Raw genomic sequence first — 22654 nt, forward strand, 5'->3', positions numbered from 1 at the left:
CAAGCTGAAGCGAAAGTGTTTATAATCCAGCGCACGCGCCGGCTTGCAGCGGCGTCGCAGCGTTCTCGTGGAGGTGTCGCCGGGCGTGCCCGGCACTCACCGGAACTTCAAACCAACTGCAGCAAGAGGATTCGATAATGACTCAGAAAGTCGCACTCGTGACCGGCGCCATGGGCGGCCTCGGCACCGCCATTTGCCAGTCGCTGGCCAAGGATGGCATGAAGGTCGTCGCCAACTGCCTGCCGAACTTTCCGCAGAAGGACGAGTGGCTGGCCCAGCAGAAGGCCCTCGGTTTCGACTTCGTCGCCGCTGAAGGCGACGTATCGGACTACGATTCCTGCAAGGCCATGATCGAGAAGATCGAAGCCGAAGTCGGCCCCATCGACGTGCTGATCAACAACGCCGGCATCACCCGCGACAAGTTCTTCCCGAAGATGGAGAAGGGCCAGTGGGATGCGGTGATCAACACCAACCTCAACAGCCTCTTCAACGTCACCCACCACGTCTCGCCGAAGATGGCCGAGCGCGGCTGGGGCCGCATCGTCAACATCTCCTCGGTGAATGGCGTCAAGGGTCAGGCCGGTCAGACCAATTACTCCACCGCCAAGGCCGGCGTGCTCGGCTTCACCAAGGCGCTGGCGGCCGAACTGGCCACCAAGGGTGTCACCGTCAATGCCGTGGCCCCGGGCTACATCGGCACCGACATGGTGATGGCGATCCGCGACGACATCCGTCAGGGCATCATCGACACCGTGCCGATGAAGCGCCTCGGCAAGCCGGAAGAAATCGGCGCGCTGTGCGCCTACCTGTCCTCCGAGATGGCGGGCTACATCACCGGCGCCACCATCAACATCAACGGCGGTCTGCACATGTGCTGATGCCGCATCGGCGGCATCGCCGCGCCGGCGCACGACCCCGCCCTGTGGCGGGGTTTTTTATTGCGCAGCGCGGTATAATCGTGCCCAATTACAGTGCGGAACACCGCCCCGAGGAGATCGCTGAAAATGCCGGACAAAGTGCGTCTGATCAAGAAGTATCCCAATCGCCGCCTCTACGACACGCGGACCAGCTCCTACATCACCCTCACCGACGTCAAGGATCTGGTGCTGGAGAACGAGGATTTTCAGGTGGTCGACGCCAAGACCGGCGAGGATCTCACCCGCAGCATCCTGCTGCAGATCATCCTTGAGGAAGAGGCCGGCGGTGCGCCGATGTTCACCAGTGACCTGCTTGCCCACATGATCCGCTTCTATGGCAACGCCATGCAGGGGATGATGGGCAAGTACCTGGAGAACAACATCAAGGCCTTCACCGACATGCAGGCCAAGCTGCAGGAACAGGCGCGCAGCATCTATGGCGAGAACAGCCCGATGAACCAGGACCTGTGGGCGCAGTTCCTCAACTTCCAGGGGCCGGCCATGCAGAGCATGATGGGCGCCTACGTAGAACAGAGCAAGAAGATGTTCCAGCAGATGCAGGAACAGATCGAGAGCCAGACCCGCAACATCTTCACCGGCCTGCAGTTCCCCGGCTACAACGCTGAAGAGGGCGGCAAGGGCACCCCCGGCAAGGGCTCGGGCAACTGAGCGCCGGCGACGGCGCCCCTTGTGGGCGTCGCCGCCGCAGCACCGTGCCCGCCCGTCCATATCCCCGTCAGAGCATGAATACACAGATCAACCAGGACGCGCCGCGGGTCGGCTTCGTGTCGCTCGGCTGCCCGAAGGCCAGTTCCGACGCCGAGCACATCCTCACCCGCCTGCGTTCCGAAGGTTACGAAATCTCCCCCAGCTACGACGAGGCCGATCTCGTCGTCGTCAACACCTGCGGCTTCATCGACGCCGCAGTGGAAGAATCCCTCGAAGCCATCGGCGAGGCGCTCGCCGAGAACGGCAAGGTCATCGTCACCGGCTGTCTGGGCGCGCGCGACGACGTCGTGCTCGCCGCGCATCCGCAGGTGCTGGCGGTGACCGGCCCGCATGCCACCGAGGAAGTGATGCAGGCCGTGCACAAGCACCTGCCCAAGCCCCATCACCCCTTCATCGACCTCCTGCCGCCGCAGGGCGTGCGCCTGACGCCGCCGCACTACGCCTACCTGAAGATCTCCGAAGGCTGCAACCACCGCTGCACCTTCTGCATCATCCCGTCGCTGCGCGGCGATCTCGTCAGCCGGCCCATCCACGAGGTCATGCGCGAGGCCGAGACCCTCGCCGCAGCCGGCGTCAAGGAACTGCTGGTGATCTCCCAGGACACCAGCGCCTATGGCGTAGACGTCAAGTACCGCACCGGTTTCTGGGGCGGCAAGCCGGTCAGGACGCGCTTGCTGGACCTCGCCCGCGCGCTCGGCGAGCTGGGGATCTGGATCCGCATGCACTACGTCTACCCCTACCCCAGCGTGGACGAACTGATTCCGCTGATGGCCGAGGGCAAGATCCTGCCCTACCTCGACGTACCCTTCCAGCATGCCAGTCCGCGCATCCTGAAGGCGATGAAGCGTCCCGCGAATGCCGAGAACGTCCTCGAACGCGTACGCAAGTGGCGCAGCATCTGTCCCGAACTGACCATCCGGTCGACCTTCATCACCGGTTTCCCGGGCGAGACCGAGGACGATTTCGAGCAACTGCTGCAGTTCCTCGACGAGGCCCAGCTCGACCGCGTTGGCGCCTTCGCCTATTCCCCGGTGGAGGGCGCGGCGGCCAACGAACTGCCCGCTGCGGTGCCCGCCGAGGTGCGCGAGGAGCGCCGCATGCGCCTGATGTCCTTCCAGGAGGATATCTCCACCCAGCGCCTGGAGGCACGCATCGGCAGCGAGATGACCGTGCTGGTCGACGAGGTCGACGAAGACGGCGCGCTGGCGCGCTCGCCCGGTGACGCCCCGGAGATCGACGGTCTGGTGATCATTCCCGACGGCGAGGATCTCGAGGTCGGCGACTTCGTGCGCGTGCGCATCACCGACTGCGACATCCACGACCTCTACGCCGAACGGGTGGAGCAGGGCGGCGCATGATCGACCTCGCCATCGCCCGGAAGCAGAGCCGCAGCCCGCTGGTCGGTCTGGCGCTGGGCGGTGGTGCGGCGCGTGGCTGGGCCCACCTGGGCGTGATCGAGGCGCTTGAGGCCGAGGGCGTGGGCATCGACCTGGTGTGCGGCTGCTCGATCGGTGCGCTGGTCGGCGGTGCCTATGCCAGCGGACGTCACCGCGCCCTGCAGGCCTGGGCCGAGGGGCTCGACTGGCAGGCCGTGCTGGCGATGTTCGACATCGGCCTCAAGGGCGGGCTGATCCGTGGCGACAAGCTCATGCAGCATCTGGGTGGCAGCTACTTCGCCGAGCGCTTCGACGGCTTGCGCCTGCCCTTTGCCTGCGTTGCCACCGAGCTCGACACCGGCCGCGAGGTATGGCTGCGCGAAGGCAGCGTTGCCGACGCCGTGCGTGCCTCGATCGCCCTGCCGGGTCTGATCTCGCCGCAATTGCGCGACGGGCGGGTGCTGGTCGACGGCGGCCTGGTCAATCCGGTACCGGTGTCGTTGTGCCGGGCGCTGGGTGCCGAGGTGGTGATTGCCGTCGATGTCGGCACCGACCTGGTCGGTCGCAGCCGGCGTCGCAAGTCCGCCCACGACATTCCCGCCGACAACTGGGGACAGCGCCTGCTGGGCATGGTCGGGCTGGGCAATGGCGAGGCTGCGGCAGAGGCGGCCAGCCTGCCGTCGCTGGCCGCCATCCTCACCAACAGCATCAACATCATGCAGATGCGCATCGCCCGCAGCCGGCTCGCCGGCGACCCCGCGGAGGTGCTGATCACCCCGCGCGTCGCCCAGCTCAACCTGCTCGACTTCGATCACGCCAGCGAGGCCATCGCCGAAGGGCGGGCGGCGGTGGAGCGCGCCCTGCCGCAACTGCGCCACGCCCTCGGCAAGGAGTGAGGAGCTTGTCCGGCAGCGTGTTCCTGGACGATCTGGCGAACATCGTCGGTGCCGCCAACATGCTTACCGCAGCGGCCGCAGTGGAGCCCTACTGCAGCGACTGGCGCGGGCGCTATCACGGGCGCGCGCGCGCGGTGCTGCGGCCGGGCACGGTCGCGGAGGTCGCCGCGGTGGTGGCAGCGTGCAGCGCCGCGGGTGTCGCGGTGGTGCCGCAGGGCGGCAACACCGGTCTCTGCGGCGGCGCCACGCCGCTCGCCGACGGCGCCGCAGTGGTGGTGTCGCTGGCGCGCCTGAACCGCGTGCGGGCGGTCGATGGCGACAACGACACCATCGAGGTCGAGGCCGGCTGCACGCTGGCAGCGCTGCAGGATGCCGCAGCCGCAGCCGACCGCCTCTTTCCGCTCGCCCTGGCTTCGCAGGGCAGTTGCATGGTGGGCGGCAATCTGTCCACCAATGCCGGCGGCGTGCATGTGCTGCGTTACGGCAACATGCGCGAGCTGACCCTCGGGCTGGAGGTGGTCCTCCCCGACGGACGGGTGTGGGACGGTCTGCGCGGCTTGCGCAAGGACAATACCGGCTACGATCTGAAGCACCTCTTCATCGGTGCCGAAGGAACCCTGGGGATCATCACCGCAGCGGTGCTGAAGCTCTTTCCGCGCCCGCGCCGGCGTGCCGTAGCCTGGCTGGCGGTCGCCGATGCCGGGGCCGCGGTGGCTCTGCTCGGGCGTCTGCGTGCCACGGCCGGTGAGCGCTTGTGCGCCTTCGAACTGGTCGGCGCGAGCGCACTGGAACTGGTGCTGCGCCACATTCCCGGTGCCCGCCCGCCACTTGCCCGGCCCGCCCCGTGGTCGGTACTGGTCGAGCTCGCCGATGCCGACCCCGCTGCGGCGCTCGACGAGCAGCTCGCCGCCGTCCTCGGCGCCGCTCTCGAAGAGGGCCTGATCGGCGATGCCGCGCTGGCCGCCAGCCTCAGTCAGGCCGAAGCCTTGTGGGCGCTGCGCGAAAACATCTCGGAGGCCCAGAAGATCGAGGGCTTCAGCATCAAGCACGATATTTCCGTGCCGGTGAGCCGCATTCCGGCCTTTCTGGCTGCCGCCGACGCGGCCCTGCAGGAGCGCTGGGCGGGCGTGCGCATCGTCGCCTTCGGCCACCTCGGCGACGGCAACCTCCACTACAACCTTTCCCATGCCCAGGGCGAGGACAACTCCGCCCTGCTGGCGCGCAGCGCCGAGGTCAACCGCATCGTCCATGACCTCGTCGCCAGCTTTGGCGGCTCCATCTCCGCCGAGCACGGCATCGGCCAGCTCAAGCGCGGCGAACTGCCGCGCTACAAATCCGCGCTCGAGCTCGAACTGATGGGGCGCATCAAGCAGGCGCTCGATCCGCGGGGGCTGATGAATCCGGGCAAACTGTTGTGAGCGCAGGGCTTTTTTGCCGGGGGCGAAAAAACTTCCGGGAAGCGCTTTACAGCGTCAAAAGCTGTTCATATAATGCGCGCTCTTTCGCCACGGGGGTATAGCTCAGCTGGGAGAGCGCTTGCATGGCATGCAAGAGGTCAGCGGTTCGATCCCGCTTACCTCCACCAACGAAAGTAATAGGTCCCCATCGTCTAGAGGCCTAGGACACCGCCCTTTCACGGCGATAACCGGGGTTCGAATCCCCGTGGGGACGCCAGAACATGGCGAGCCTGCTGCAAGCAGGCAAGCAAACCGGCAGCGATGCCGGCGCAGGTCAGCGCGGAGTGGTAGTTCAGTCGGTTAGAATACCGGCCTGTCACGCCGGGGGTCGCGGGTTCGAGTCCCGTCCACTCCGCCAGTTTCACCCATGCAGGCAGGTCCGGCATGGCGCCGGAAGAGAAATCCTACGGCAAAAGCTTGCGGTGGCGTTTGCCGCTTGCTATAATCTTCGACTCTGTTGGGGGTATAGCTCAGCTGGGAGAGCGCTTGCATGGCATGCAAGAGGTCAGCGGTTCGATCCCGCTTACCTCCACCAATAGATTAGGTCCCCATCGTCTAGAGGCCTAGGACACCGCCCTTTCACGGCGATAACCGGGGTTCGAATCCCCGTGGGGACGCCAACATGGCGAGCCTGCTGCAAGCAGGCAAGCAAACCGGCAGCGATGCCGGCGCAGGTCAGCGCGGAGTGGTAGTTCAGTCGGTTAGAATACCGGCCTGTCACGCCGGGGGTCGCGGGTTCGAGTCCCGTCCACTCCGCCACCAAATGAAAACGGGAGCCTTCAGGCTCCCGTTTTCATTTCTGCTGCGCGTCCACCCCGTCCAGGTAGTCCACGTAGCTGTCGAACAGCGCCAGCGCGGCGGCGCAGGCGCGCGCGCTTCCCTGCGGGGCGGCCGTTTCCTGCGCGGCCCAGTGCCAGAATGCCGGCCAGCGCTGCGCGCCGTGCTCGGCGTGGGCATCGAAATAGCGCCGCGGCAGGGCGGGATGGCGGGCGGCAAGGTGGCGGGCGATGCTGCGCGCGCCGAGGGCGCTGCCCTCGACGACATACAGCATGCCGGCGGCGCTGGCGTCGTCGGCAGCGGCGCGGATGTGCGCAGGCTGGCCGACGCTGCCGCCGAGCTGGGCGAGATCCGCAGCGATGAGCTCGCAGCGGAAGGCGGCTGCCGGATCGTAGGCGGTGGTGGCGCGCAGGCGGGGGGCGAGGGCGTCCTGGGTGCCCTTGAGCAATCCATGCAGTGCGGCGAGGGCGGCGGCGTAGCGCTCCGCGGGCAGATCCCTGGCGGTGAGCGGCTGCAGGCGTGGATGGTGATCGAGGCGTTGATGCGCGGCCCGCGTTGCCGCACGCAAGGCGAGGGCGAGCGGTGGCAGCGCGGTTGCGGTGATGGGGCAGTTCACCATCCTGGACTACAGCCAGCGCAGCAGGTAGTTGCGGAACTTCGCCGCCACCATGCGCTCCTCGTTGCTCCACGGGCGGCTGTGGGCGCTGCGTACCTCGACCCATTTTTCGAACGAGCGCCGCGGCGAGAGCATCACTGCGCCGGCGTCTTCGGGCTCCGGTTTGTTGGGATTGCCTGCCCAGATGATCTGCGTCGGCTCCTCGGGGCGGAACCAGTAGAAGCGGATCAAGCCCGAGCGTGCGGAGTTGGCCTTGATTGCCATCATGCCGCTGGCGACGCTGAGAAGCACGGGCTGGTTGGGAAAGATGCTGCCGAGATGGTCGGTGGCGTACAGGGGTTCTTCCGGCCGCGACAGGAACCAGCTGTCGATCTGCGCCATCTGGTCGAGTGCCGGGGTGCTGCCGAACAGCGCCACCTCGTCGCCAATGGCCATTGCAAAGCCTTCGGCATCGATTGCCTGGCGCAGGGTTTCGCCACAGCTGTCGATGCCGTCGAGGGGGTTGTCGTGGCTGGCGATGCGCTCGAGGATGCTGTCCACGCGGCGGTCAAGGCGGTCGATGCTCTGCATCCGGCGCGCAGCGATGAAGGACGACAGGCCCAGCGCGTAGGCCGACGACAGTGCGGCGCAGGCCCGCCGCCGCCGGGCGCCGATGTATTTCGCCTGCAGATGATGGCAGGCCACCAGCCCCCAGAGCTGTCCAGCCACCCGCACGGGCAGCGAGAAGGAGGCGTGCACCCCCATGTTGGCCAGATACTGCAGGTGCACCGGAGAGACGCTGCGCAGGTCGGAGCGGCTCAGGTCGACGTCGTCCGCGGCGCGTGTGCGGCCCTGCAGGGCGACCGCGGCGGCGCGGGTGTCGGCGATCAGCCGCCAGTCGTTGATCAGGTACAGTCTGCGGGCGATGGCGGGGATGTCGCTGGCCGGAAAGCGCAGGCCGAGGTAGCTGCCCAGATCGGGGGTGGTCTGTTCGGCAATCACCTCGCCCGACCAGTCGTCGTGGAAGCGGTACAGCATCACCCGGTGAAAGCCGCTCAGCCTGGCGATGCCGGCCACCAGGGCATTGCCGTAGGCCTGCAGGTCAGCCTCGCTGGCGGGGATGCGCAGCATGCCCTGCTGCAGGGCGTGCAGATCAAGGTCGTCGGCAACGGGCTCCTCGCGCTCCAGCTCCACCGCCACGCCGTGCTCGGCACGCAGCAGGCGGGCTTCGATGCCGTCGGGCAGGGTGGTCTGACGGCTGGCGCCGTTTTCTGCTGGCAGGGCGGCGAGTTCGGCGCCCAGCCAGGGCAGGCTGGACGCAGGTTGCCCGCAGCATTGCGCGGGATCGAGGGCGAGGTAGTCGCGGATATTGGCGGCGGCATGGGTGATGAGGCCGTTGGCCGCGTCGATCCACAGCAGCGTGCCCCAGCCCTGGATGGCACCTGAGCGATGCAGTTGTTCGGCTTCGCAGCCGGCGAGCAGTTCCTGGTAGCGGTTCATGGTAGGAAGCGGGAGAGGTGGTTCGATATGCGGCAGGTGGGCGCTCAGCCCGCCGGGCGCCGTAACAGCCTGACGAAGTCGTCGGCTTCCAGCGGACGGTGGAAGAGAAAGCCCTGGGCGAAGACGCAGCCGGTGCTGCGCAGGAGATCGGCCTGGATCTCGTTTTCCACCCCTTCGGCGATCACCGCCAGCCCAAGCGACTGGGCCATGCGGATGATGGCGGTGGTGATGGCGCCGTCGTCACCGGCTTCACCGATGCCGTCGACGAAGCTGCGGTCGATCTTCAGTTCGTGAATGGGCAGGCGCTTGAGATAGGCCATCGACGAGTAACCGGTGCCGAAGTCGTCGATGCTGATGGTGATGCCGTGCTTTTCCAGTCCGGCGAGGAGCGCCTTGGTGGCATCGAAGGACTCCATGAAGACGCTCTCGGTGAGCTCGACGCACAGCAGGTCGGCGGGTACGCCGTGGCGGTCGAGGAGATCGAGGATGTGGCCGGCGAAGTTGTCGTCGCGCAACTGGTGGGCAGAGACGTTGACCGAGATGCGCGGCGGCTGCAGTCCCTCCTCACGCCAGGCGGCAATCTGGGTGATCACCATCTCGTTCACCAGGGTGCCGATGGCGCCGATCAGCCCGGCGCGCTCGGCGGCAGGGATGAACATCGCCGGCGAAACTTCGCCAAGATGGGGGTCGTGCCAGCGCAGCAGGGCTTCGGCGCCGACGATGTGGCCGCCGTCGAGTTCGACCTGCGGCTGGTAGACCACCCGGAAGCGGCGTCCGGCGATGGCCTGGCGCAGCCCCGTTTCGAGGGTCAGGCGCTGCAGTGCGACGACCTTCATCTCTTCGGCAAAGAACTGGTACTGGTTGCGGCCGCGTTCCTTGGCGCGGTACATCGCGGTGTCGGCGTTCTTCAGCAGGGTGCTGCTGTCTTCGCCGTCGGCAGGGAAGACGCTGATGCCGATGCTCGCCGAGACGAAGAGCTGGTGGTCGCGGATGGCGAACGAGGCAGAAAGGAAATCGACGATGCGGGTGGCGATGCGGTTGAGTTCGGCGATGTCGACCTCGGCCAGCAGGGCGACGAACTCGTCGCCACCGATGCGGGCGAGGGTGTCGGCATCGCGCACGCAGCGCTGCAGGCGCTGGGCGGCTTCCTTGAGGAGGAGGTCGCCGATGTCGTGGCCGAGGCTGTCGTTGATGTTCTTGAAGTTGTCGAGATCGATGAACAACACCGCGAGCTTGCGCTTGCGCCGCTGCATGGTGGAGATGCCGTGCTTGAGGCGGTCGAGCAGCAGGCTGCGGTTGGGCAGGCCGGTGAGCTCGTCGTGGGTGGCCATGTACTCGATGCGGCGCTGCGAACTCTTGATCGCGGTGATGTCGCTGAAGATCGCCACGTAGTTCTGCAGTCTGCCGTCCTGGCCATGGACGGCATTGATGGTCAGCCATTCGGGGTAGATCTCGCCGTTCTTGCGACGGTTGAAGATCTCCCCCTGCCACCAGCCCTGCTCGGACAGGCCCCGCCACATCGAATCGTAGAACTCCTTGCTGTGGCGTCCGGACTTGAGCAGGGCCGGGGTCTGGCCGATGGCCTCCTCGAAGGTGAAGCCGGTGATGTCGGTGAAGGCCTGGTTGACGGTGATGATGCGCGCCTCGGCATCGGTGATCGCGATGGCTTCCCCGGAGCGGTCGAAGACCTTGGCGGCCAGGCGCAGCTGCTCGTCGGCGTGGCGGCGGTGGGTGATGTCGGTGGCCTGTGTGCACACTGCGCGGATCACGCCGCTGGCGTCGAACACCGGAAAGCGCAGGAATTCGAACCACAGCTCGCGCGCGCCGAGTTGCACGCTTTCGGTGCTGGCAACGTTGTCCAGTTCCGCCATGGTCTGCAGGTCACCGCGGCGCAGGGCCTGCGCCAGGCGGGCGGGGAAGATCTGGGCGTCGCTGCGGCCGATCACCGCTTCGGCGTCAAGCCCGGTGAGCTCGACGAAGCGCTGATTGACGAACTGGTAACACCCGGCGGTGTCCTTGAGGGCGATGATCGAGGTCGAGTGGTTCATGATCGCCAGCAGGCGCTCCTGGCTTTCGCGCAGGCTCTCGGCGGCATGTATCAGTTCGGTCTGGTCGATCACCACCACCACCACGCCCTGGGCATTGCCGCCGTGACTGCTGGTCGGGGTGAGGTAGACCTGCAGGGTGCGGCCCTCATGGGTGGCGGTGAACTGTGCCGGGCGCTGCTCGGCGAGCACGCCGAGCAGGCGCTCTTCGAGGCTGTCCAGCGGCGGAGGCAGGCGCAACTGGCCGACGTGCTTGCCGGTCAGGCTCAGCGGCAGGGAAAAATCGCGTATTGCCGCGGCGTTGGCGCGTTTGGCCTGCAGTTCGGCATCGAACACCAGCACCGGGAACTCGAGCGTGTTGTACATGCTCTCGAAGTCGGCGTTGATCGCCGCCAGTTCGGCCGACTTGATCAGGCTCTCTTCATTGACGCTGATCAGTTCCTCGTTGGTGGCCTGCAACTCCTCGTTGGTGGCTTCGAGCTCTTCGTTGGTGGCCTGCAGTTCCTCGTTGGCGGCCTGCACCTCTTCGCTGAGGGCCTGCATTTCCTCGTTCGAGGAGGCCATCTCCTCGAGCATGGTCTGCAGGTGCTCGCGGGTGGCCTGCAGTTCGGCTTCGGTCTCGCCGGCTACGGGCAGGGCGCTGTCGGCGGCATCATCCTGGCCGTCCGCCGCGCTGTTTTCGAAGACCACGGCGAAGAGCGCGGGATCGCCACCGGCCGCGGGGATCACCCGCATCCGCCAGGCTTCGCCGCCGAGGCTGGCGATGCGGCGCCGGCGGCTGCAGGCTACGGCGCCCTTGCGCTGGGCGCGGTGCAGGGTGGTAAGCGCCTCCTGGCGCAGTTCGGAGACCACCATGCGGGTGAGGTTGAGTTCCGGCGTGCCGGAGGGGAACTCCATGAAGCGGCTGACGTTGCCGTGGCTGTGAAGGATCTGGCCGTTGCCATCGACCAGCATCCCGGCGCTGGCATAGTGGCGCGCCAGGATGGCGAGGAAGCTGCGTTCCGCGCTGGTGTCGGGGCGCACGGCATGTGCTGCACCGATGCTGCCGAGGTGGCCGCGCACCACGCGCCCGGGGATGCTGGCGGGTTGCTTGCCCTTGCGCGGCTTGTAGATGCGGTTGCGGCGGTCGAGGGGGGCGAACAGCTCCTCCTTCTGCGTCACCGTCTCAGAGCGCCCGAGAAAGAGCAGCCCCGGTTCGCGCAGCGCGTAGTGCAGCACACCGAGGACCTTGGCCTGCAGCGAGGCGTTGAAATAGATCATGACGTTGCGGCAGGAGACCAGGTCGACGCGCAGGAAGGGCGGGTCGGCGGTGACGTCCTGGCGGGCGAAGACCACGCAGTCGCGCAGGGCCTTGACCGGTTCGTAGCCGCGTTCGCAGGGCTGGAAGTACTTCTCCAGGTACTCGCGCGGCAGTTCCGCCAGCGCGGCGGCGCTGTAGCTGGCACTGCGGGCGAAGGCCAGGGCGTCGTTGTCGATGTCGGTGGCGAAGACCTGCAGGCGTCCGGCGAGGAAGCGCTCGCCCATCTGCTCGGCGGCGAGCATGGCGAGCGAGTAGGCCTCCTCGCCGGTGGCGCAGCCCACCGACCAGATGCGCACCTCGTCCTGCGCATCCTTGCCCGCGACGAGTTCGCGCAGATGGCGCTCAAGGGCGCGGAAGGCCTCGCGGTCGCGGAAGAACTCGGTTACCGAGATCAGGGTCTCGCGCGCCAGGGCATCGAGCTCCTCGGGATAGTTGCCGACGTGTTCGAGGTAGGCATCGAGTCCCTCGCAGTGGGTGGCGATGAGGCGGCGCTGCAGGCGTCTCAGCACGGTGGATAGCTTGTAGGCGGAGAAATCGATGCGGCAGCGCGCCTGGACGAGTTCGAAGATGCGTTCGAGCTCGGGCGGGCGCTCCTGCCAGACGGCGACATCGCGGGTCAGGTTGGGGCCGCGCATGAGGCGGAACAACTCGCTGCCGATCTGCTCGGGCGGCAGCACGTGGTCGACCACCCCCGATTCGATTGCCGACATCGGCATGCCTTCGTATTTCGCCGTTTCCGGCGCCTGCGCGAAGGTGATCCCGCCGGCGGCCTTGATGGCGCGCATGCCCGCAGCCCCGTCGGAGCCGGTGCCGGAGAGGACGATGCCGACCGCGCGGTCCTCGCCGTGTTCGGCCAGTGCCTGGAAGAGCAGGTTGATCGAGGGCTTGGGGGAGATCTCCGGTGAGGTGACGAGAAGGCGGAAGGCGCCCTTGCGGAACACCAGGTTGTGCCCCGGTGGAACGATGTGGATGTGGTCGGCAAGCGGCAGTTCGCCATCCTGAATCTCGCCCACCGGCATCGCCGTTTCGCGCCCGAGGATTTCCGCCATCATGCTGCGGTGGCGGGGCGACATGTGCTGGGCGATGACGTAGCTGTAACCGAGATCGGCGGGCAGGCCGCGGATCAGCAGGGTGAGGGCCTCCAGGCCGCCGGCGGATGCACCGATGGCGACGACCGTGGGCGTCGGGGTGCTGGTGTGCGGGTTGGTGCCGGGGGCGTCGGTCATCGTCCAGGGGGAGTAGTCAAGCGGGTATCGGGCCGGGCATTCGGCAGGCGCCTCCCAGCATAATCAAGGGCTGCCGCCGTGTCATGCATCAGATACGACTAATTGACTAGCAATGCGTGATTTTGTTCTCACCCGCCGGTGAGCTTGTGGGCGAGGCTGCGGCGCACCAGCTGGATGTGTTCGCGCAGGGTGTACAGCTCATTGGTGAAGGCCAGCGGCACGCGCTTGCGGTTGGCCTGGTCCTCGATGCGGTCGAGGCGGGCGAGATAGTCCTCGCCGCGCGCGGGCTCGAAGCTGTCGGCAATGTCGCGTTCGAGGAATTTCAGCTCGCCGTACAGGCGGTAGATGCGCGAACGCATGCGCCAGGCATAGAGGGCGGGGGCGATGCGCAGCAGGGGAATCAGCAGGGCGATGACCGGCAGCAGGGCGACGAGCAGGCGATCGACCAGTACCGCTATCCAGAACGGCAGGTAGCGCTGCAGCAGCGGCGGGCCGGAATCGAGGAAGCGGCGCGCAGTGGGGCTGTGGGGCAGTTCGTTGGTGCGCAGCTGGGGGTACTCGCCGATGCCCTGGAACAGCCCGGGCTGGCCGTGGATGTCGCGTGCGGCGAGCATCAGCAGGCTGACGATGGCGGGATGGAGATCGGCGCGGGCGACCAGGTTGGCGGTAGCGCCGAGCATGCGTACGTCGGCGGCCGGACGCACGCTGGCGAGATCGATGGCGCCGGCGGGCAGGGTCAGCGCGGTAAGGTGGGGCAGGCGGCGGACGTAGGCGTCGGCGTGGGCGAGGTCGAGCAGCGCGATCCCGGGGGCGTCGAGCAGGCGCCGGACGGCCGGCGCCTCCGGTGCGCCGACGACGAAGGCGGCGTCGATCTCGCCGGCGAGCAGGGCGTCGGCCGTGCTCTGGCTGTCGCTCATCAGCAGGTTTGCGGCATCGATGGGCACGCCGGCAAGCCCCAGCAGCTGCAGGGCGAGCAGCTGCGTGCCACTGCCCGCACTGCCCACCGCGATGCGGCGTCCTGCAAGGGCGTTGAGGCGGGTCGGTGCAGGGCTGGGGAGGCGGTGGAAGATCCATACCGGCTCGACGTACATGCTGCCGAGCAGCATCAGGTCGGTGGATTCGGGTTCGTTGGCGATGCCGCCCTGCACGAAGCCGAGGTCGATGTCCGTGCTGGTCTTCAGGATGCGCAGGTTGTCCACCGCCCCCGCCGAGGGGCGGATCAGCACCTCGACGCCGTCGCGTGCCAGCGCATCGCGGTAGTGTGCGGCGAACATTGCATAGGCACCGCCTTCGGCGCCAGCGCTGATGACCACGGTGCGCGGCGGCGCCGGACGGACGAAGTGGAACAGCAGCCAGAACGCCACGGCCAGCGCGGCAACGGTGCCGAGCAGGGCAAGGGTGAAGATCAGCCGGGATTGCTGGCGCAGCCATGCGTAAGGACTCATGGACGCAGGTTAGCCGCTGCCCGCGCGCCTGTCCATGCGTTGCCCCGCCCGTGCGCAGAGGGCTGGCGCAGCGTGGCCGCTTTGCGCTACAGTCCTTCTCCATACGCATCGGTATGGAGAACCCAGCCGCTGCGCTTGTCCGTCCATCAAGGGGAGAGAGTAGCAATGACTATCAGCAAGATCGGCGTGGTTGGCGCCGGCACCATGGGTAACGGCATCGCCCAGGCCTTCGCGGTAGCGGGATTTGCGGTGGTGATGAGCGACATTGCCGAAGCTGCCGTGCAGCGCGGCCTGGCCACGGTGGGGGCGAGCCTCGACCGTCTGATCAAGAAGGAGAAGATGACTGCGGACGAGAAGGCCGCCGCGCTGGCGCGCATTGCCACCACCACCGAGCTGGCCAGCCTCGGCGACTGCGACCTGATCATCGAGGCGGCTACCGAGAACCTCGACCTGAAGCTGAAGATCTTTGCCCAGATCGACGCCGTGGCCAAACCCGGGGCGATCATCGCCAGCAACACCTCGTCGATCTCCATCACCAAGCTGGCCGCAGCCACCGCGCGCGCCGGGCAGGTGATCGGCATGCACTTCTTCAACCCGGTGCCGATGATGGCACTGGTCGAGCTGATCCGTGGCCTGCAGACCTCCGACGACACCTATGCGGCGGTCGAGGCGGTGTCCCGGGCCATCGGCAAGACCCCGGTGCAGGTCAGGAACAGCCCGGGCTTCGTGGTCAATCGCATGCTCTGCCCGATGATCAACGAGGCCATCTTCGCGCTCGGCGAAGGTCTGGCCACGGCGGCCGAGATCGACGAGGCGATGAAGCTCGGCTGCAACCACCCCATCGGTCCGCTGGCGCTGTGCGACATGATCGGCCTGGACGTCGAGCTGGCGGTGATGCAGGTGCTCTTCGAGGGCTTCAAGGATCCCAAGTACCGTCCCGCACCGCTGCTGGTGGAGATGGTCGAGGCCGGCTACCTGGGCCGCAAGAGCGGCAAGGGCTTTTTCGACTACGGCAAGTAAGTGCGGCCGAGCAATCGGCCAGAAAACAAGAAAGCCACCCGCGGGTGGCTTTCTTTTCGACGCCCGTCGGGGCGTTCAGCGCCCGGAGCGCATGGCGTCGAAGAACTCGGCGTTGCTCTTGGTGGCCTTGACCTTGTCGAGGAGGAATTCCATCGCGTCGATGTCGTCCATGCCGTACAGCAGCTTGCGCAGGATCCACACCTTCTGCAGCGAGTCGGACTTCATCAGCAACTCTTCGCGGCGCGTGCCCGAGCGGTTGACGTTGATCGCCGGGTAGACGCGTTTCTCGGCCATGCGGCGGTCGAGGTGGAGCTCCATGTTGCCGGTGCCCTTGAATTCCTCGTAGATCACGTCGTCCATGCGGCTGCCAGTGTCGATCAGCGTGGTGGCGATGATGGTCAGCGAGCCGCCTTCCTCGATGTTGCGCGCGGCGCCGAAGAAGCGCTTCGGCTTCTGCAGTGCGTTGGCGTCCACGCCGCCGGTGAGTACCTTGCCGGAGGCCGGCTGCACGGTGTTGTAGGCGCGCGCCAGGCGGGTCAGCGAATCGAGCAGGATGACCACGTCGCACTTGTGCTCGACCAGGCGCTTGGCCTTCTCGATGACCATCTCGGCGACCTGCACGTGGCGGGTGGCCGGTTCGTCGAAGGTCGAGGCGACCACCTCGCCCTTCACCGAACGCTGCATCTCGGTGACTTCCTCGGGGCGTTCGTCGATCAGCAGCACGATCAGCGTGACGTCCGGGTGGTTGGCGGTGATGGCGTGGGCAATGTGCTGCAGCATCACCGTCTTGCCGCTCTTCGGCGGTGCCACCAGCAGGCCGCGCTGGCCCTTGCCGATCGGCGCGATCATGTCGATGACGCGGCTGGTGACGTTCTCCTCGCCGCGCATGTCGCGTTCGAGCTTCAGGCACTCGTTGGGATGCAGCGGGGTGAGGTTCTCGAAGAGGATCTTGTGCTTGCACTCTTCGGGCGGGCGGCCGTTGATCTTGTCGAGCTTGACCAGGGCGAAGTAGCGCTCGCCTTCCTTCGGGGTGCGGATCTCGCCCTCGATGGTGTCGCCGGTGTGCAGGTTGAAGCGGCGGATCTGCGACGGCGAGACATAGATGTCGTCGGTGCCGGCGAGATAGGAGGCTTCCGGCGAGCGCAGGAAGCCGAAGCCGTCGGAGAGTACCTCCAGGGCGCCGTCACCGTAGATCGGTTCGCCCTTCCTGGCACGGTTCTTCAGCAGTGCGAAGACCAGTTCCTGCTTGCGCAGGCGGTTGGCGCCCTCGATTTCGTTGGCGACGGCCATCTCCAGCAGCTGGCTGACGTGGAGAGCCTTTAACTCCGATAGGTGCATGGCAACGGGCGGGGTGGACGCGGCGGTGGGTGAATCGGGCGACACGGGCGCGGTTGCGGCGGTGTCATCGCGGCGCCGGGTGGAACGGCGGGGAGGCCGGGCGGCGCCGCTGGAGGGGGGCGGAAGGACTTCTTCCGCCGTCACGGGGTCAGATATTGCTGTCAATGAAGGCGGTCAGTTGAGATTTGGAAAGGGCGCCGACCTTGGTGGCTTCGACGTTGCCGGCCTTGAACAGCATCAGGGTGGGAATGCCGCGGATGCCGAACTTGGCCGGGGTGTCCGGGTTCTCGTCGATGTTGAGCTTGGCAACCTTGAGCTTGCCGGCGTATTCCTTGGCAACATCGTCGAGAATGGGGGCGATCATCTTGCACGGGCCGCACCATTCGGCCCAGTAGTCGACCAGCACGGGGGTTTGCGACTGCAGGACCTCGGACTCGAAATTGCCATCGGTCACGTAATGGATGTGCTCGCTCATGGTTCCTCGCAGGAAATGGGGGTGTATCGCGGATCGGGATCTTGGGGGCGTTGCCGGTCGGCTGCGCCGGAGGGGGCGGCAGGCGCACACCCCTCGGGAAGTTTTGCGAAACTTATGCGAAGCGGGGCCGCACGTCAAGAAAATCCGGGCGCTGAAGGCCTTGTGCGTGCCCGGACGTGGCAAAAATGCGATGGCCTGCTTAATATGGTGTGCGCAGACCGCCCGCAGAGGTGGTCCAATCATCCTAGAAACCGCAGTTGGACGTGTTCGAGTGTGCGTCTGGCGCGTCGTCTGGCAAGGCGCGACGACGCGGCATGGTTGCTCCCTGCAAGGAGGAGCAACGCAGCCAGGCGACGCGCCAGATGTGCAATCGGGCACGTAGCAGACTCACCCATCGGGTGACCGCCGTCGAAGGCGCGTCTCCCTGGCTTTGCGTGGCATTCAAGACCATTGGAAGCGATCAACTGCGGTTTCTAGGATCATACCGACGGAGAGCACTGATGACCTATGTGGTGACCGAGTCCTGTATCCGCTGCAAGTACACCGACTGCGTGGACGTGTGCCCGGTGGACTGTTTCCGCGAAGGGCCCAACTTCCTCGTCATCGACCCCGATGAGTGCATCGACTGCACGCTGTGCGTGGCCGAATGCCCGGTCGAGGCCATCTATGCCGAGGACGACGTGCCTGACGGGCAGCGTCATTTCATCGCCCTCAATGCCGAGCTGGCGCGCCAGTGGAAACCCATCGTGGAGCGCCGCGAGCCGCTTGCCGATGCCGACGAATGGGCGGCGGTGAAGGACAAGCTCGGTGAGCTGAAGCGCTGAGGGCAATGCCCGGCGGCTTCCCGCCGCCGGCGCAAATGCACTAATATGGCGCATCGATCAATCCGGGTTCATGCAAGAGGACTAACAGATGCTGGTCAGCGAAATTCTCGCCATCAAGGGCAAGGTGCTGTACACCATTGCGCCGGGGCGCAGTCTGGCTGAGGCGGTGGCGATCATGACCGAGCAGGACGTCGGCTCCCTGGTAGTCTTCGACCAGGGGCGCATGACCGGCATGCTCACCTTCCGTGAGGTGCTCGGTGCGGTCCATGGCGGCGGTGCCGACTGGCAGAAGAGCACCGTCGAGCAGGCCATGCTGCGCGATCCGCAGAGCGCCTCGCCGAACATGGAGATGGATGAACTGCGCCGCATGATGGTCGACCGCCGGCAGCGCTACCTGCCGGTGATGGACGAAGGCACGCTGCTCGGCGTGGTGTCCTTCCACGATGTTGCCAAGGCGGTGCTGGAAGAGCAGAGTTTCGAGAACCGCATGCTCAAGAATTACATTCGCAACTGGCCCGCAGAGGCTGGCGAACAGGCCTGAGAAGGCCGGCAGGCACACCCGCCGGGAGCCGCAGGGGGGCGTCCGGGCTGGGGTGTGGCGGATCGGGGCCTCCGAAGCCCGGTCCGGTTGGAAGACGGAGACGCCGGTGACGGTGGCTCCGTATCGCCTCGGGAGGGCGGTGCCATGGCTGCATGAGGCGGCCGGCATTCATTTCCAACACGAGGAGGAGACAACTTGGAAAAGGTCTGGCTGAACAGCTATCCCCCTGGGGTACCTGCGGAAATCGACATGAGCGAGTTTGCCTCGCTCGCCGATCTGTTCGAACAGGGGACGCGCAAGTTCGGGGCGCGCACTGCCTATGTCAACATGGGCAAGACCCTCAGCTACGCCGAGCTCGATGTGCTCAGCGAACGCTTTGCGGCCTTCCTGCAGGGCGAACTCGGCCTGCAGCGCGGCGCGCGGGTGGCGCTGATGATGCCCAATGTGCTGCAGTATCCAGTGGCCATGTTCGGCGCCCTGCGTGCCGGATGCACCGTGGTGAATGTCAATCCGCTGTATACCGCCCGTGAGCTTGAACACCAGTTGCGCGACTCCGGGGCCGACACCATCATCATCCTGGAGAACTTCGCCCATACCCTGCAGCAGGTGCTGACGCGGGTGCCGATGCGCACCGTGGTGGTCACCAGCCTGGGCGAACTGCTCGGCGGCGTGAAGGGTCTGCTGGTCGATTTTGTCGTCCGCCGGGTGCGCAGGATGGTGCCGGCGTGGCGCATCGACGGTCATCTGAGCTTTTCCGCGGCCCTGCGCCGCGGCGCCCGCCACCGTCTGCAGCGTCCGCAGCTGGGACACGGCGATCTGGCCTACCTGCAGTACACCGGGGGTACCACCGGCACTGCCAAGGGCGCCGAGCTCACCCACGGCAACATCATCGGCAACCTGCAGCAGGCCCACGCATGGATCGGCCCCTATGTGGAAGAGGGGCGCGAGGTGATCATCACCGCGCTGCCCCTCTACCACATCTTCTCGCTCACCGCGAACTGCCTGACCTTCTTCAAGCTCGGCGCCACCAACGTGCTGATCACCAATCCGCGCGACATCCCCGGCTTCGTCAAGGAGCTCGGCAAGCATCGCTTCACGGTCATCACCGGGGTGAATACGCTGTTCAACGCCCTGCTCAACAATCCCGACTTCGCCCGCCTCGACTTCTCCGCCTTCAAGCTCGCCCTCGGCGGCGGCATGGCCGTGCAGCAAGCGGTGGCGGAGAAGTGGCATCAGATCACCGGTCACGTCCTGCTGGAAGCCTACGGGCTCACCGAGACCTCGCCGGCAGTGACCATCAATCCGCTCGATCTGCCGGCCTTCAATCACACCATCGGGCTGCCGATCCCCTCCACCGAGATCAGCATCCGCGACGACGACGGCCGCGAGGTCGCCCTCGGGCAGCCCGGCGAACTGTGCGTGCGCGGTCCGCAGGTGATGCGCGGCTACTGGAAGCGCCCCGAGGACAGTGCGCGGGTCTTCACCGCCGATGGCTTCCTGCGCACCGGCGACGTCGCGGTGATGGACGAGCGCGGTTTCATCCGTCTGGTCGACCGCAAGAAGGACATGATCCTGGTGTCGGGCTTCAACGTCTATCCGAACGAGGTCGAGGACGTCGTCGCCAGCCATCCCGGGGTGCTGGAGGTGGCCGCCCTCGGCGTGCCCGACGAGCGCAGCGGCGAAGCGGTGAAGATCTTTGTCGTGCGCAAGGACCCCGCGCTTACCGAGCAGGCGCTGATCGCCCATTGCCGCGAGAACCTTACCGGCTACAAGGTGCCGCACCACGTCGAGTTCCGCGATGAGTTGCCGAAGTCCAACGTCGGCAAGATCCTGCGCCGCGCCCTGCGCGACGGCGGGCCTGCGGCTACGGCGTGAGCGGAGCCTGCTGCGGTGCAGAAAACGCTTGTAATCGATCGCCGTTCGTGTTTATATCGGCTCGCTTAGCTTCCTGAACGAACCATGATCCGCACCGCCTCCGTCCTCGCCGTAGTACTGTCCGTACGCGTAGTCGTAGGGGCAGGCATGCGCGCGTCGTAACGGGATCAGGGCACAACAGGCAGCAAACGAATCCAGACCCCCGCCGGCGCGCAAGCCCGGCGGGGGTTTTTCATTTCCGCTGCCGGTATCGTGGCCGCAAACCACTCCAAGGAGAGAACCATGTACCAGATGACCGGCGCCCAGTTGATCGTGCGCCTGCTCGAACGCCAGGGCGTGAAAACCGCCGCGGGCATCCCCGGCGGCGCCATTCTGCCGCTCTACGACGCGCTCTCGGGCAGTGAAATCATCCACCACGTCCTTGCCCGCCACGAGCAGGGGGCCGGCTTCATGGCCCAGGGCATGGCACGGGTGTCGGGGCGCCCGGAGGTCTGCTTCGCCTCCAGCGGTCCCGGGGCCACCAACCTGGTCACCGCCATTGCCGATGCCCGTCTCGACTCCATCCCGCTGGTGGCGATCACCGGCCAGGTGCCGCTGTCGATGATCGGTACCGATGCCTTCCAGGAGGTCGATATCTACGGCATGACGGTGCCGATCACCAAGCACAACTTCCTCGTGCGCTCGGTCGATGAACTGCTGGAGGTGATTCCCGCAGCCTTCCGCATCGCCATGTCCGGGCGTCCCGGGCCGGTGCTGGTGGACGTGCCCAAGGACGTGCAGAACCAGACCATCCGTTTCGCCGAGTTTCCGCCGGTGGCGACCCCGGAGCCGCTGCCGGCGCTCGACATGGCGGCGGTGGAGGAGGCCGCGCGGATGATCAATGCCGCCGAACAGCCGGTGCTCTACCTCGGCGGCGGGGTGATCCATGCCGGCGCGGCGCAGGCCGCGGTGGCCTTCGCCGAGCAGGCCGGCATGCCGACCACGATGACGCTGATGGCGCTGGGCGCGATGCCGGTCGATCATCCGCTGTCGATCGGCATGCTCGGCATGCATGCGGCGCGCTACACCAACTTCGTCCTTGAAGAGGCCGACCTGCTGGTCTGTGTCGGTGCGCGCTTCGACGACCGAGCCATCGGCAAGGCGGCGCAGTTCTGCCCGAAGGCGAAAATCGTCCATATCGACGTCGATCCTTCCGAACTGCACAAGATCAAGCAGGCTCACGTGGCCATCAACGGCGATGTCGGCGAGGTGCTCGAAGCCCTGTTGCCGCGCGTCAAGGCCGCGCTGCGCAAGCGCTGGCTGTCGCACGTCGAGAGTCTCAGGGCGCGCTTCCCGGTCGAGTGGGCGGGGCAGGACGATCCGCGCACCCATTACGGCCTGGTGCAGGCCGTCGCCGCGGCGCTCGACGACGAGGCAGTGATCACCACCGACGTCGGCCAGCACCAGATGTGGGTGGCACAGGCCTACCCCTTCCGCCGCCCGCGCCAGTGGCTGACCTCGGGGGGGCTGGGGACGATGGGCTTCGGCATGCCGGCGGCGATCGGCGCTGCGCTGGCCGATCGTTCGCGCACCGTGGTGTGCTTCTCCGGCGACGGCAGTTTCAAGATGAACATCCAGGAACTGGCCACGCTTGCCGAGGAGGGTCTGAACGTCAAGATCGTGCTGATGAACAACAACTCCCTTGGCCTGGTTTATCAGCAGCAGAACCTCTTTTACGGCAAGCGCGTGTTTGCCTCGAAGTACCGCGGTGCGCCGGACTTCCTCAAGATCGCCGAGGGCTTCGGCGTTGCCGGGGTCGACCTGGATACTGCCGCCAATCCGCGCGCGGCGCTGACGCAGGCGCTGCATGCGCCCGGCCCCTGCCTGATCCACGTCTCCATCGACCGCGAGGAGTTCGTCTACCCCATGGTGCCGCCGGGCGCCGCCAACACTGAAATGATCGGAGGCTGAGCATGATCGAACAAGTTGCCGAACCACTGCAGACGCAGACCGGCTATGCCAAGGTGGTGCTGGAGATCGACGTCAACAACCACCCCGGGGTGATGAGCCACATCTGCAATCTTTTTGCCCGCCGCGCCTTCAACATGGAGGGCATCCTGTGCATGCCGGTGTCCGACGGCCGGCGCAGCCGCATCTGGCTGCTGGTGTTCGAGGACCAGCGCCTGGAGCAGATGATCCGCCAGCTCGAGAAGCTCCAGGACGTCCTCGCGGTGCGCCGCCATGGCGCCGAGCACGAAGTCTTCGAGCGTCTGGAGGACTTCTTCCACTGAGGCTGGCAGCGGGGCAGGGTGGGGCGCTGTGCTAAACTCGGCGCCCTC

General features: G+C 66.5%; 17 protein-coding genes and 6 tRNA genes. 17 read left to right on the top strand and 6 right to left on the bottom strand.

What is annotated here, in order from left to right; translation table 11 throughout:
• The first annotated feature begins 137 nt into the window (after positions 1-137).
• The 11 genes from phbB to C8261_RS05300 all read left to right on the top strand — a co-directional run bounded on the left by phbB (position 138) and on the right by C8261_RS05300 (position 6134).
• On the top strand, positions 138-878 hold the full coding sequence (gene phbB, locus C8261_RS05250) for a beta-ketoacyl-ACP reductase (protein ID WP_107492612.1): 741 nt from the start codon (positions 138-140) through the stop codon (positions 876-878).
• Between the two features lie 126 nt (positions 879-1004).
• Positions 1005-1586, top strand: a complete 582-nt coding sequence (gene phaR / locus C8261_RS05255) for a polyhydroxyalkanoate synthesis repressor PhaR (RefSeq protein ID WP_107492613.1) — start codon at positions 1005-1007, stop codon at positions 1584-1586.
• Positions 1587-1660: 74 nt separating this feature from the next.
• Complete coding sequence (gene rimO / locus C8261_RS05260) at positions 1661-3004, top strand: 30S ribosomal protein S12 methylthiotransferase RimO (protein ID WP_107492614.1); 1344 nt, start codon at positions 1661-1663, stop codon at positions 3002-3004.
• Positions 3001-3918 carry a patatin-like phospholipase family protein gene (locus C8261_RS05265; RefSeq protein ID WP_107492615.1) on the top strand — a complete coding sequence of 306 codons (918 nt, stop codon included), beginning with the start codon at positions 3001-3003 and terminating at the stop codon, positions 3916-3918. The genes rimO and C8261_RS05265 overlap by 4 nt, the downstream gene beginning before the upstream one ends.
• Positions 3919-3977: 59 nt before the next feature.
• A complete protein-coding gene (locus tag C8261_RS05270) occupies positions 3978-5336 on the top strand; it encodes an FAD-binding oxidoreductase (protein ID WP_107492679.1) in 1359 nt (452 codons plus the stop codon).
• A gap of 91 nt (positions 5337-5427) precedes the next feature.
• Positions 5428-5503 (top strand) — tRNA-Ala (locus C8261_RS05275).
• A 13-nt stretch (positions 5504-5516) separates the two neighbouring features.
• Positions 5517-5592: transfer RNA gene (locus tag C8261_RS05280), tRNA-Glu, on the top strand.
• Positions 5593-5656: 64 nt separating this feature from the next.
• Positions 5657-5733, top strand: a tRNA-Asp gene (locus C8261_RS05285).
• 101 nt (positions 5734-5834) lie between these two features.
• A tRNA-Ala gene (locus C8261_RS05290) sits at positions 5835-5910 on the top strand.
• A gap of 9 nt (positions 5911-5919) precedes the next feature.
• Positions 5920-5995, top strand: a tRNA-Glu gene (locus C8261_RS05295).
• A 62-nt stretch (positions 5996-6057) separates the two neighbouring features.
• Positions 6058-6134: transfer RNA gene (locus C8261_RS05300), tRNA-Asp, on the top strand.
• A 34-nt stretch (positions 6135-6168) separates the two neighbouring features.
• On the opposite strand, the gene C8261_RS05305 is transcribed toward C8261_RS05300, so the two are convergent.
• From C8261_RS05305 to C8261_RS05320, 4 genes are all read right to left on the bottom strand, one after another.
• The gene (locus C8261_RS05305; RefSeq protein WP_107492616.1) at positions 6169-6771 is read right to left on the bottom strand and encodes a biliverdin-producing heme oxygenase; all 603 of its coding nucleotides are present in this window, start codon (positions 6769-6771) and stop codon (positions 6169-6171) included.
• A gap of 6 nt (positions 6772-6777) precedes the next feature.
• Positions 6778-8247 carry a GAF domain-containing protein gene (locus tag C8261_RS05310; protein WP_107492617.1) on the bottom strand — a complete coding sequence of 490 codons (1470 nt, stop codon included), beginning with the start codon at positions 8245-8247 and terminating at the stop codon, positions 6778-6780.
• 44 nt (positions 8248-8291) lie between these two features.
• Positions 8292-12818, bottom strand: coding sequence for an EAL domain-containing protein (locus C8261_RS05315; RefSeq protein ID WP_107492618.1), 4527 nt, complete (start codon positions 12816-12818; stop codon positions 8292-8294).
• A 128-nt stretch (positions 12819-12946) separates the two neighbouring features.
• A complete protein-coding gene (locus C8261_RS05320; protein WP_107492619.1) occupies positions 12947-14263 on the bottom strand; it encodes a TAXI family TRAP transporter solute-binding subunit in 1317 nt (438 codons plus the stop codon).
• 165 nt (positions 14264-14428) lie between these two features.
• Between C8261_RS05320 and C8261_RS05325 the strand changes: the two genes are divergently transcribed.
• The gene (locus tag C8261_RS05325; protein WP_107492620.1) at positions 14429-15283 is read left to right on the top strand and encodes a 3-hydroxybutyryl-CoA dehydrogenase; all 855 of its coding nucleotides are present in this window, start codon (positions 14429-14431) and stop codon (positions 15281-15283) included.
• A 75-nt stretch (positions 15284-15358) separates the two neighbouring features.
• Here the strand turns inward: C8261_RS05325 and rho are convergent, their stop codons facing one another.
• Both rho and trxA read right to left on the bottom strand, forming a co-directional pair.
• Positions 15359-16621, bottom strand: a complete 1263-nt coding sequence (gene rho / locus C8261_RS05330; RefSeq protein ID WP_107492621.1) for a transcription termination factor Rho — start codon at positions 16619-16621, stop codon at positions 15359-15361.
• A 148-nt stretch (positions 16622-16769) separates the two neighbouring features.
• Positions 16770-17096: a thioredoxin TrxA gene (gene trxA, locus C8261_RS05335; RefSeq protein WP_107492622.1), complete on the bottom strand. Its 327-nt coding sequence runs from the start codon at positions 17094-17096 to the stop codon at positions 16770-16772.
• A 500-nt stretch (positions 17097-17596) separates the two neighbouring features.
• Here trxA and fdxA point away from each other — a divergent pair, with 500 nt between their 5' ends.
• The 5 genes from fdxA to ilvN all read left to right on the top strand — a co-directional run bounded on the left by fdxA (position 17597) and on the right by ilvN (position 22606).
• Positions 17597-17920 (top strand): ferredoxin FdxA, encoded by a 324-nt coding sequence (fdxA, locus tag C8261_RS05340; RefSeq protein WP_107492623.1) that lies wholly within the window; start codon positions 17597-17599, stop codon positions 17918-17920.
• 88 nt (positions 17921-18008) lie between these two features.
• Positions 18009-18461: a CBS domain-containing protein gene (locus C8261_RS05345; RefSeq protein ID WP_107492624.1), complete on the top strand. Its 453-nt coding sequence runs from the start codon at positions 18009-18011 to the stop codon at positions 18459-18461.
• Between the two features lie 195 nt (positions 18462-18656).
• Positions 18657-20336, top strand: a complete 1680-nt coding sequence (locus tag C8261_RS05350; RefSeq protein ID WP_107492625.1) for a long-chain-fatty-acid--CoA ligase — start codon at positions 18657-18659, stop codon at positions 20334-20336.
• Positions 20337-20618: 282 nt separating this feature from the next.
• Positions 20619-22286, top strand: coding sequence for an acetolactate synthase large subunit (gene ilvB, locus C8261_RS05355; RefSeq protein ID WP_107492626.1), 1668 nt, complete (start codon positions 20619-20621; stop codon positions 22284-22286).
• Positions 22287-22288: 2 nt separating this feature from the next.
• A complete protein-coding gene (gene ilvN / locus C8261_RS05360) occupies positions 22289-22606 on the top strand; it encodes an acetolactate synthase small subunit (RefSeq protein WP_107492627.1) in 318 nt (105 codons plus the stop codon).
• Positions 22607-22654: the final 48 nt, after the last annotated feature.

Origin of the sequence: Pseudothauera lacus, from assembly GCF_003034845.1 — a bacterium.
Taxonomy (GTDB): Bacteria; Pseudomonadota; Gammaproteobacteria; order Burkholderiales; family Rhodocyclaceae; genus Pseudothauera; species Pseudothauera lacus.

Bases quoted from the DNA above. Each gene is read 5' to 3' on its own strand.
- phbB (WP_107492612.1), top strand. From the start codon at position 138: ATGACTCAGAAAGTCGCACTCGTGACCGGCGCCATGGGCGGCCTCGGC.
- phaR (WP_107492613.1), top strand. From the start codon at position 1,005: ATGCCGGACAAAGTGCGTCTGATCAAGAAGTATCCCAATCGCCGCCTC.
- rimO (WP_107492614.1), top strand. From the start codon at position 1,661: ATGAATACACAGATCAACCAGGACGCGCCGCGGGTCGGCTTCGTGTCG.
- C8261_RS05265 (WP_107492615.1), top strand. From the start codon at position 3,001: ATGATCGACCTCGCCATCGCCCGGAAGCAGAGCCGCAGCCCGCTGGTC.
- C8261_RS05270 (WP_107492679.1), top strand. From the start codon at position 3,978: ATGCTTACCGCAGCGGCCGCAGTGGAGCCCTACTGCAGCGACTGGCGC.
- C8261_RS05305 (WP_107492616.1), bottom strand. From the start codon at position 6,771: ATGGTGAACTGCCCCATCACCGCAACCGCGCTGCCACCGCTCGCCCTC.
- C8261_RS05310 (WP_107492617.1), bottom strand. From the start codon at position 8,247: ATGAACCGCTACCAGGAACTGCTCGCCGGCTGCGAAGCCGAACAACTG.
- C8261_RS05315 (WP_107492618.1), bottom strand. From the start codon at position 12,818: ATGACCGACGCCCCCGGCACCAACCCGCACACCAGCACCCCGACGCCC.
- C8261_RS05320 (WP_107492619.1), bottom strand. From the start codon at position 14,263: ATGAGTCCTTACGCATGGCTGCGCCAGCAATCCCGGCTGATCTTCACC.
- C8261_RS05325 (WP_107492620.1), top strand. From the start codon at position 14,429: ATGACTATCAGCAAGATCGGCGTGGTTGGCGCCGGCACCATGGGTAAC.
- rho (WP_107492621.1), bottom strand. From the start codon at position 16,621: ATGCACCTATCGGAGTTAAAGGCTCTCCACGTCAGCCAGCTGCTGGAG.
- trxA (WP_107492622.1), bottom strand. From the start codon at position 17,096: ATGAGCGAGCACATCCATTACGTGACCGATGGCAATTTCGAGTCCGAG.
- fdxA (WP_107492623.1), top strand. From the start codon at position 17,597: ATGACCTATGTGGTGACCGAGTCCTGTATCCGCTGCAAGTACACCGAC.
- C8261_RS05345 (WP_107492624.1), top strand. From the start codon at position 18,009: ATGCTGGTCAGCGAAATTCTCGCCATCAAGGGCAAGGTGCTGTACACC.
- ilvB (WP_107492626.1), top strand. From the start codon at position 20,619: ATGTACCAGATGACCGGCGCCCAGTTGATCGTGCGCCTGCTCGAACGC.
- ilvN (WP_107492627.1), top strand. From the start codon at position 22,289: ATGATCGAACAAGTTGCCGAACCACTGCAGACGCAGACCGGCTATGCC.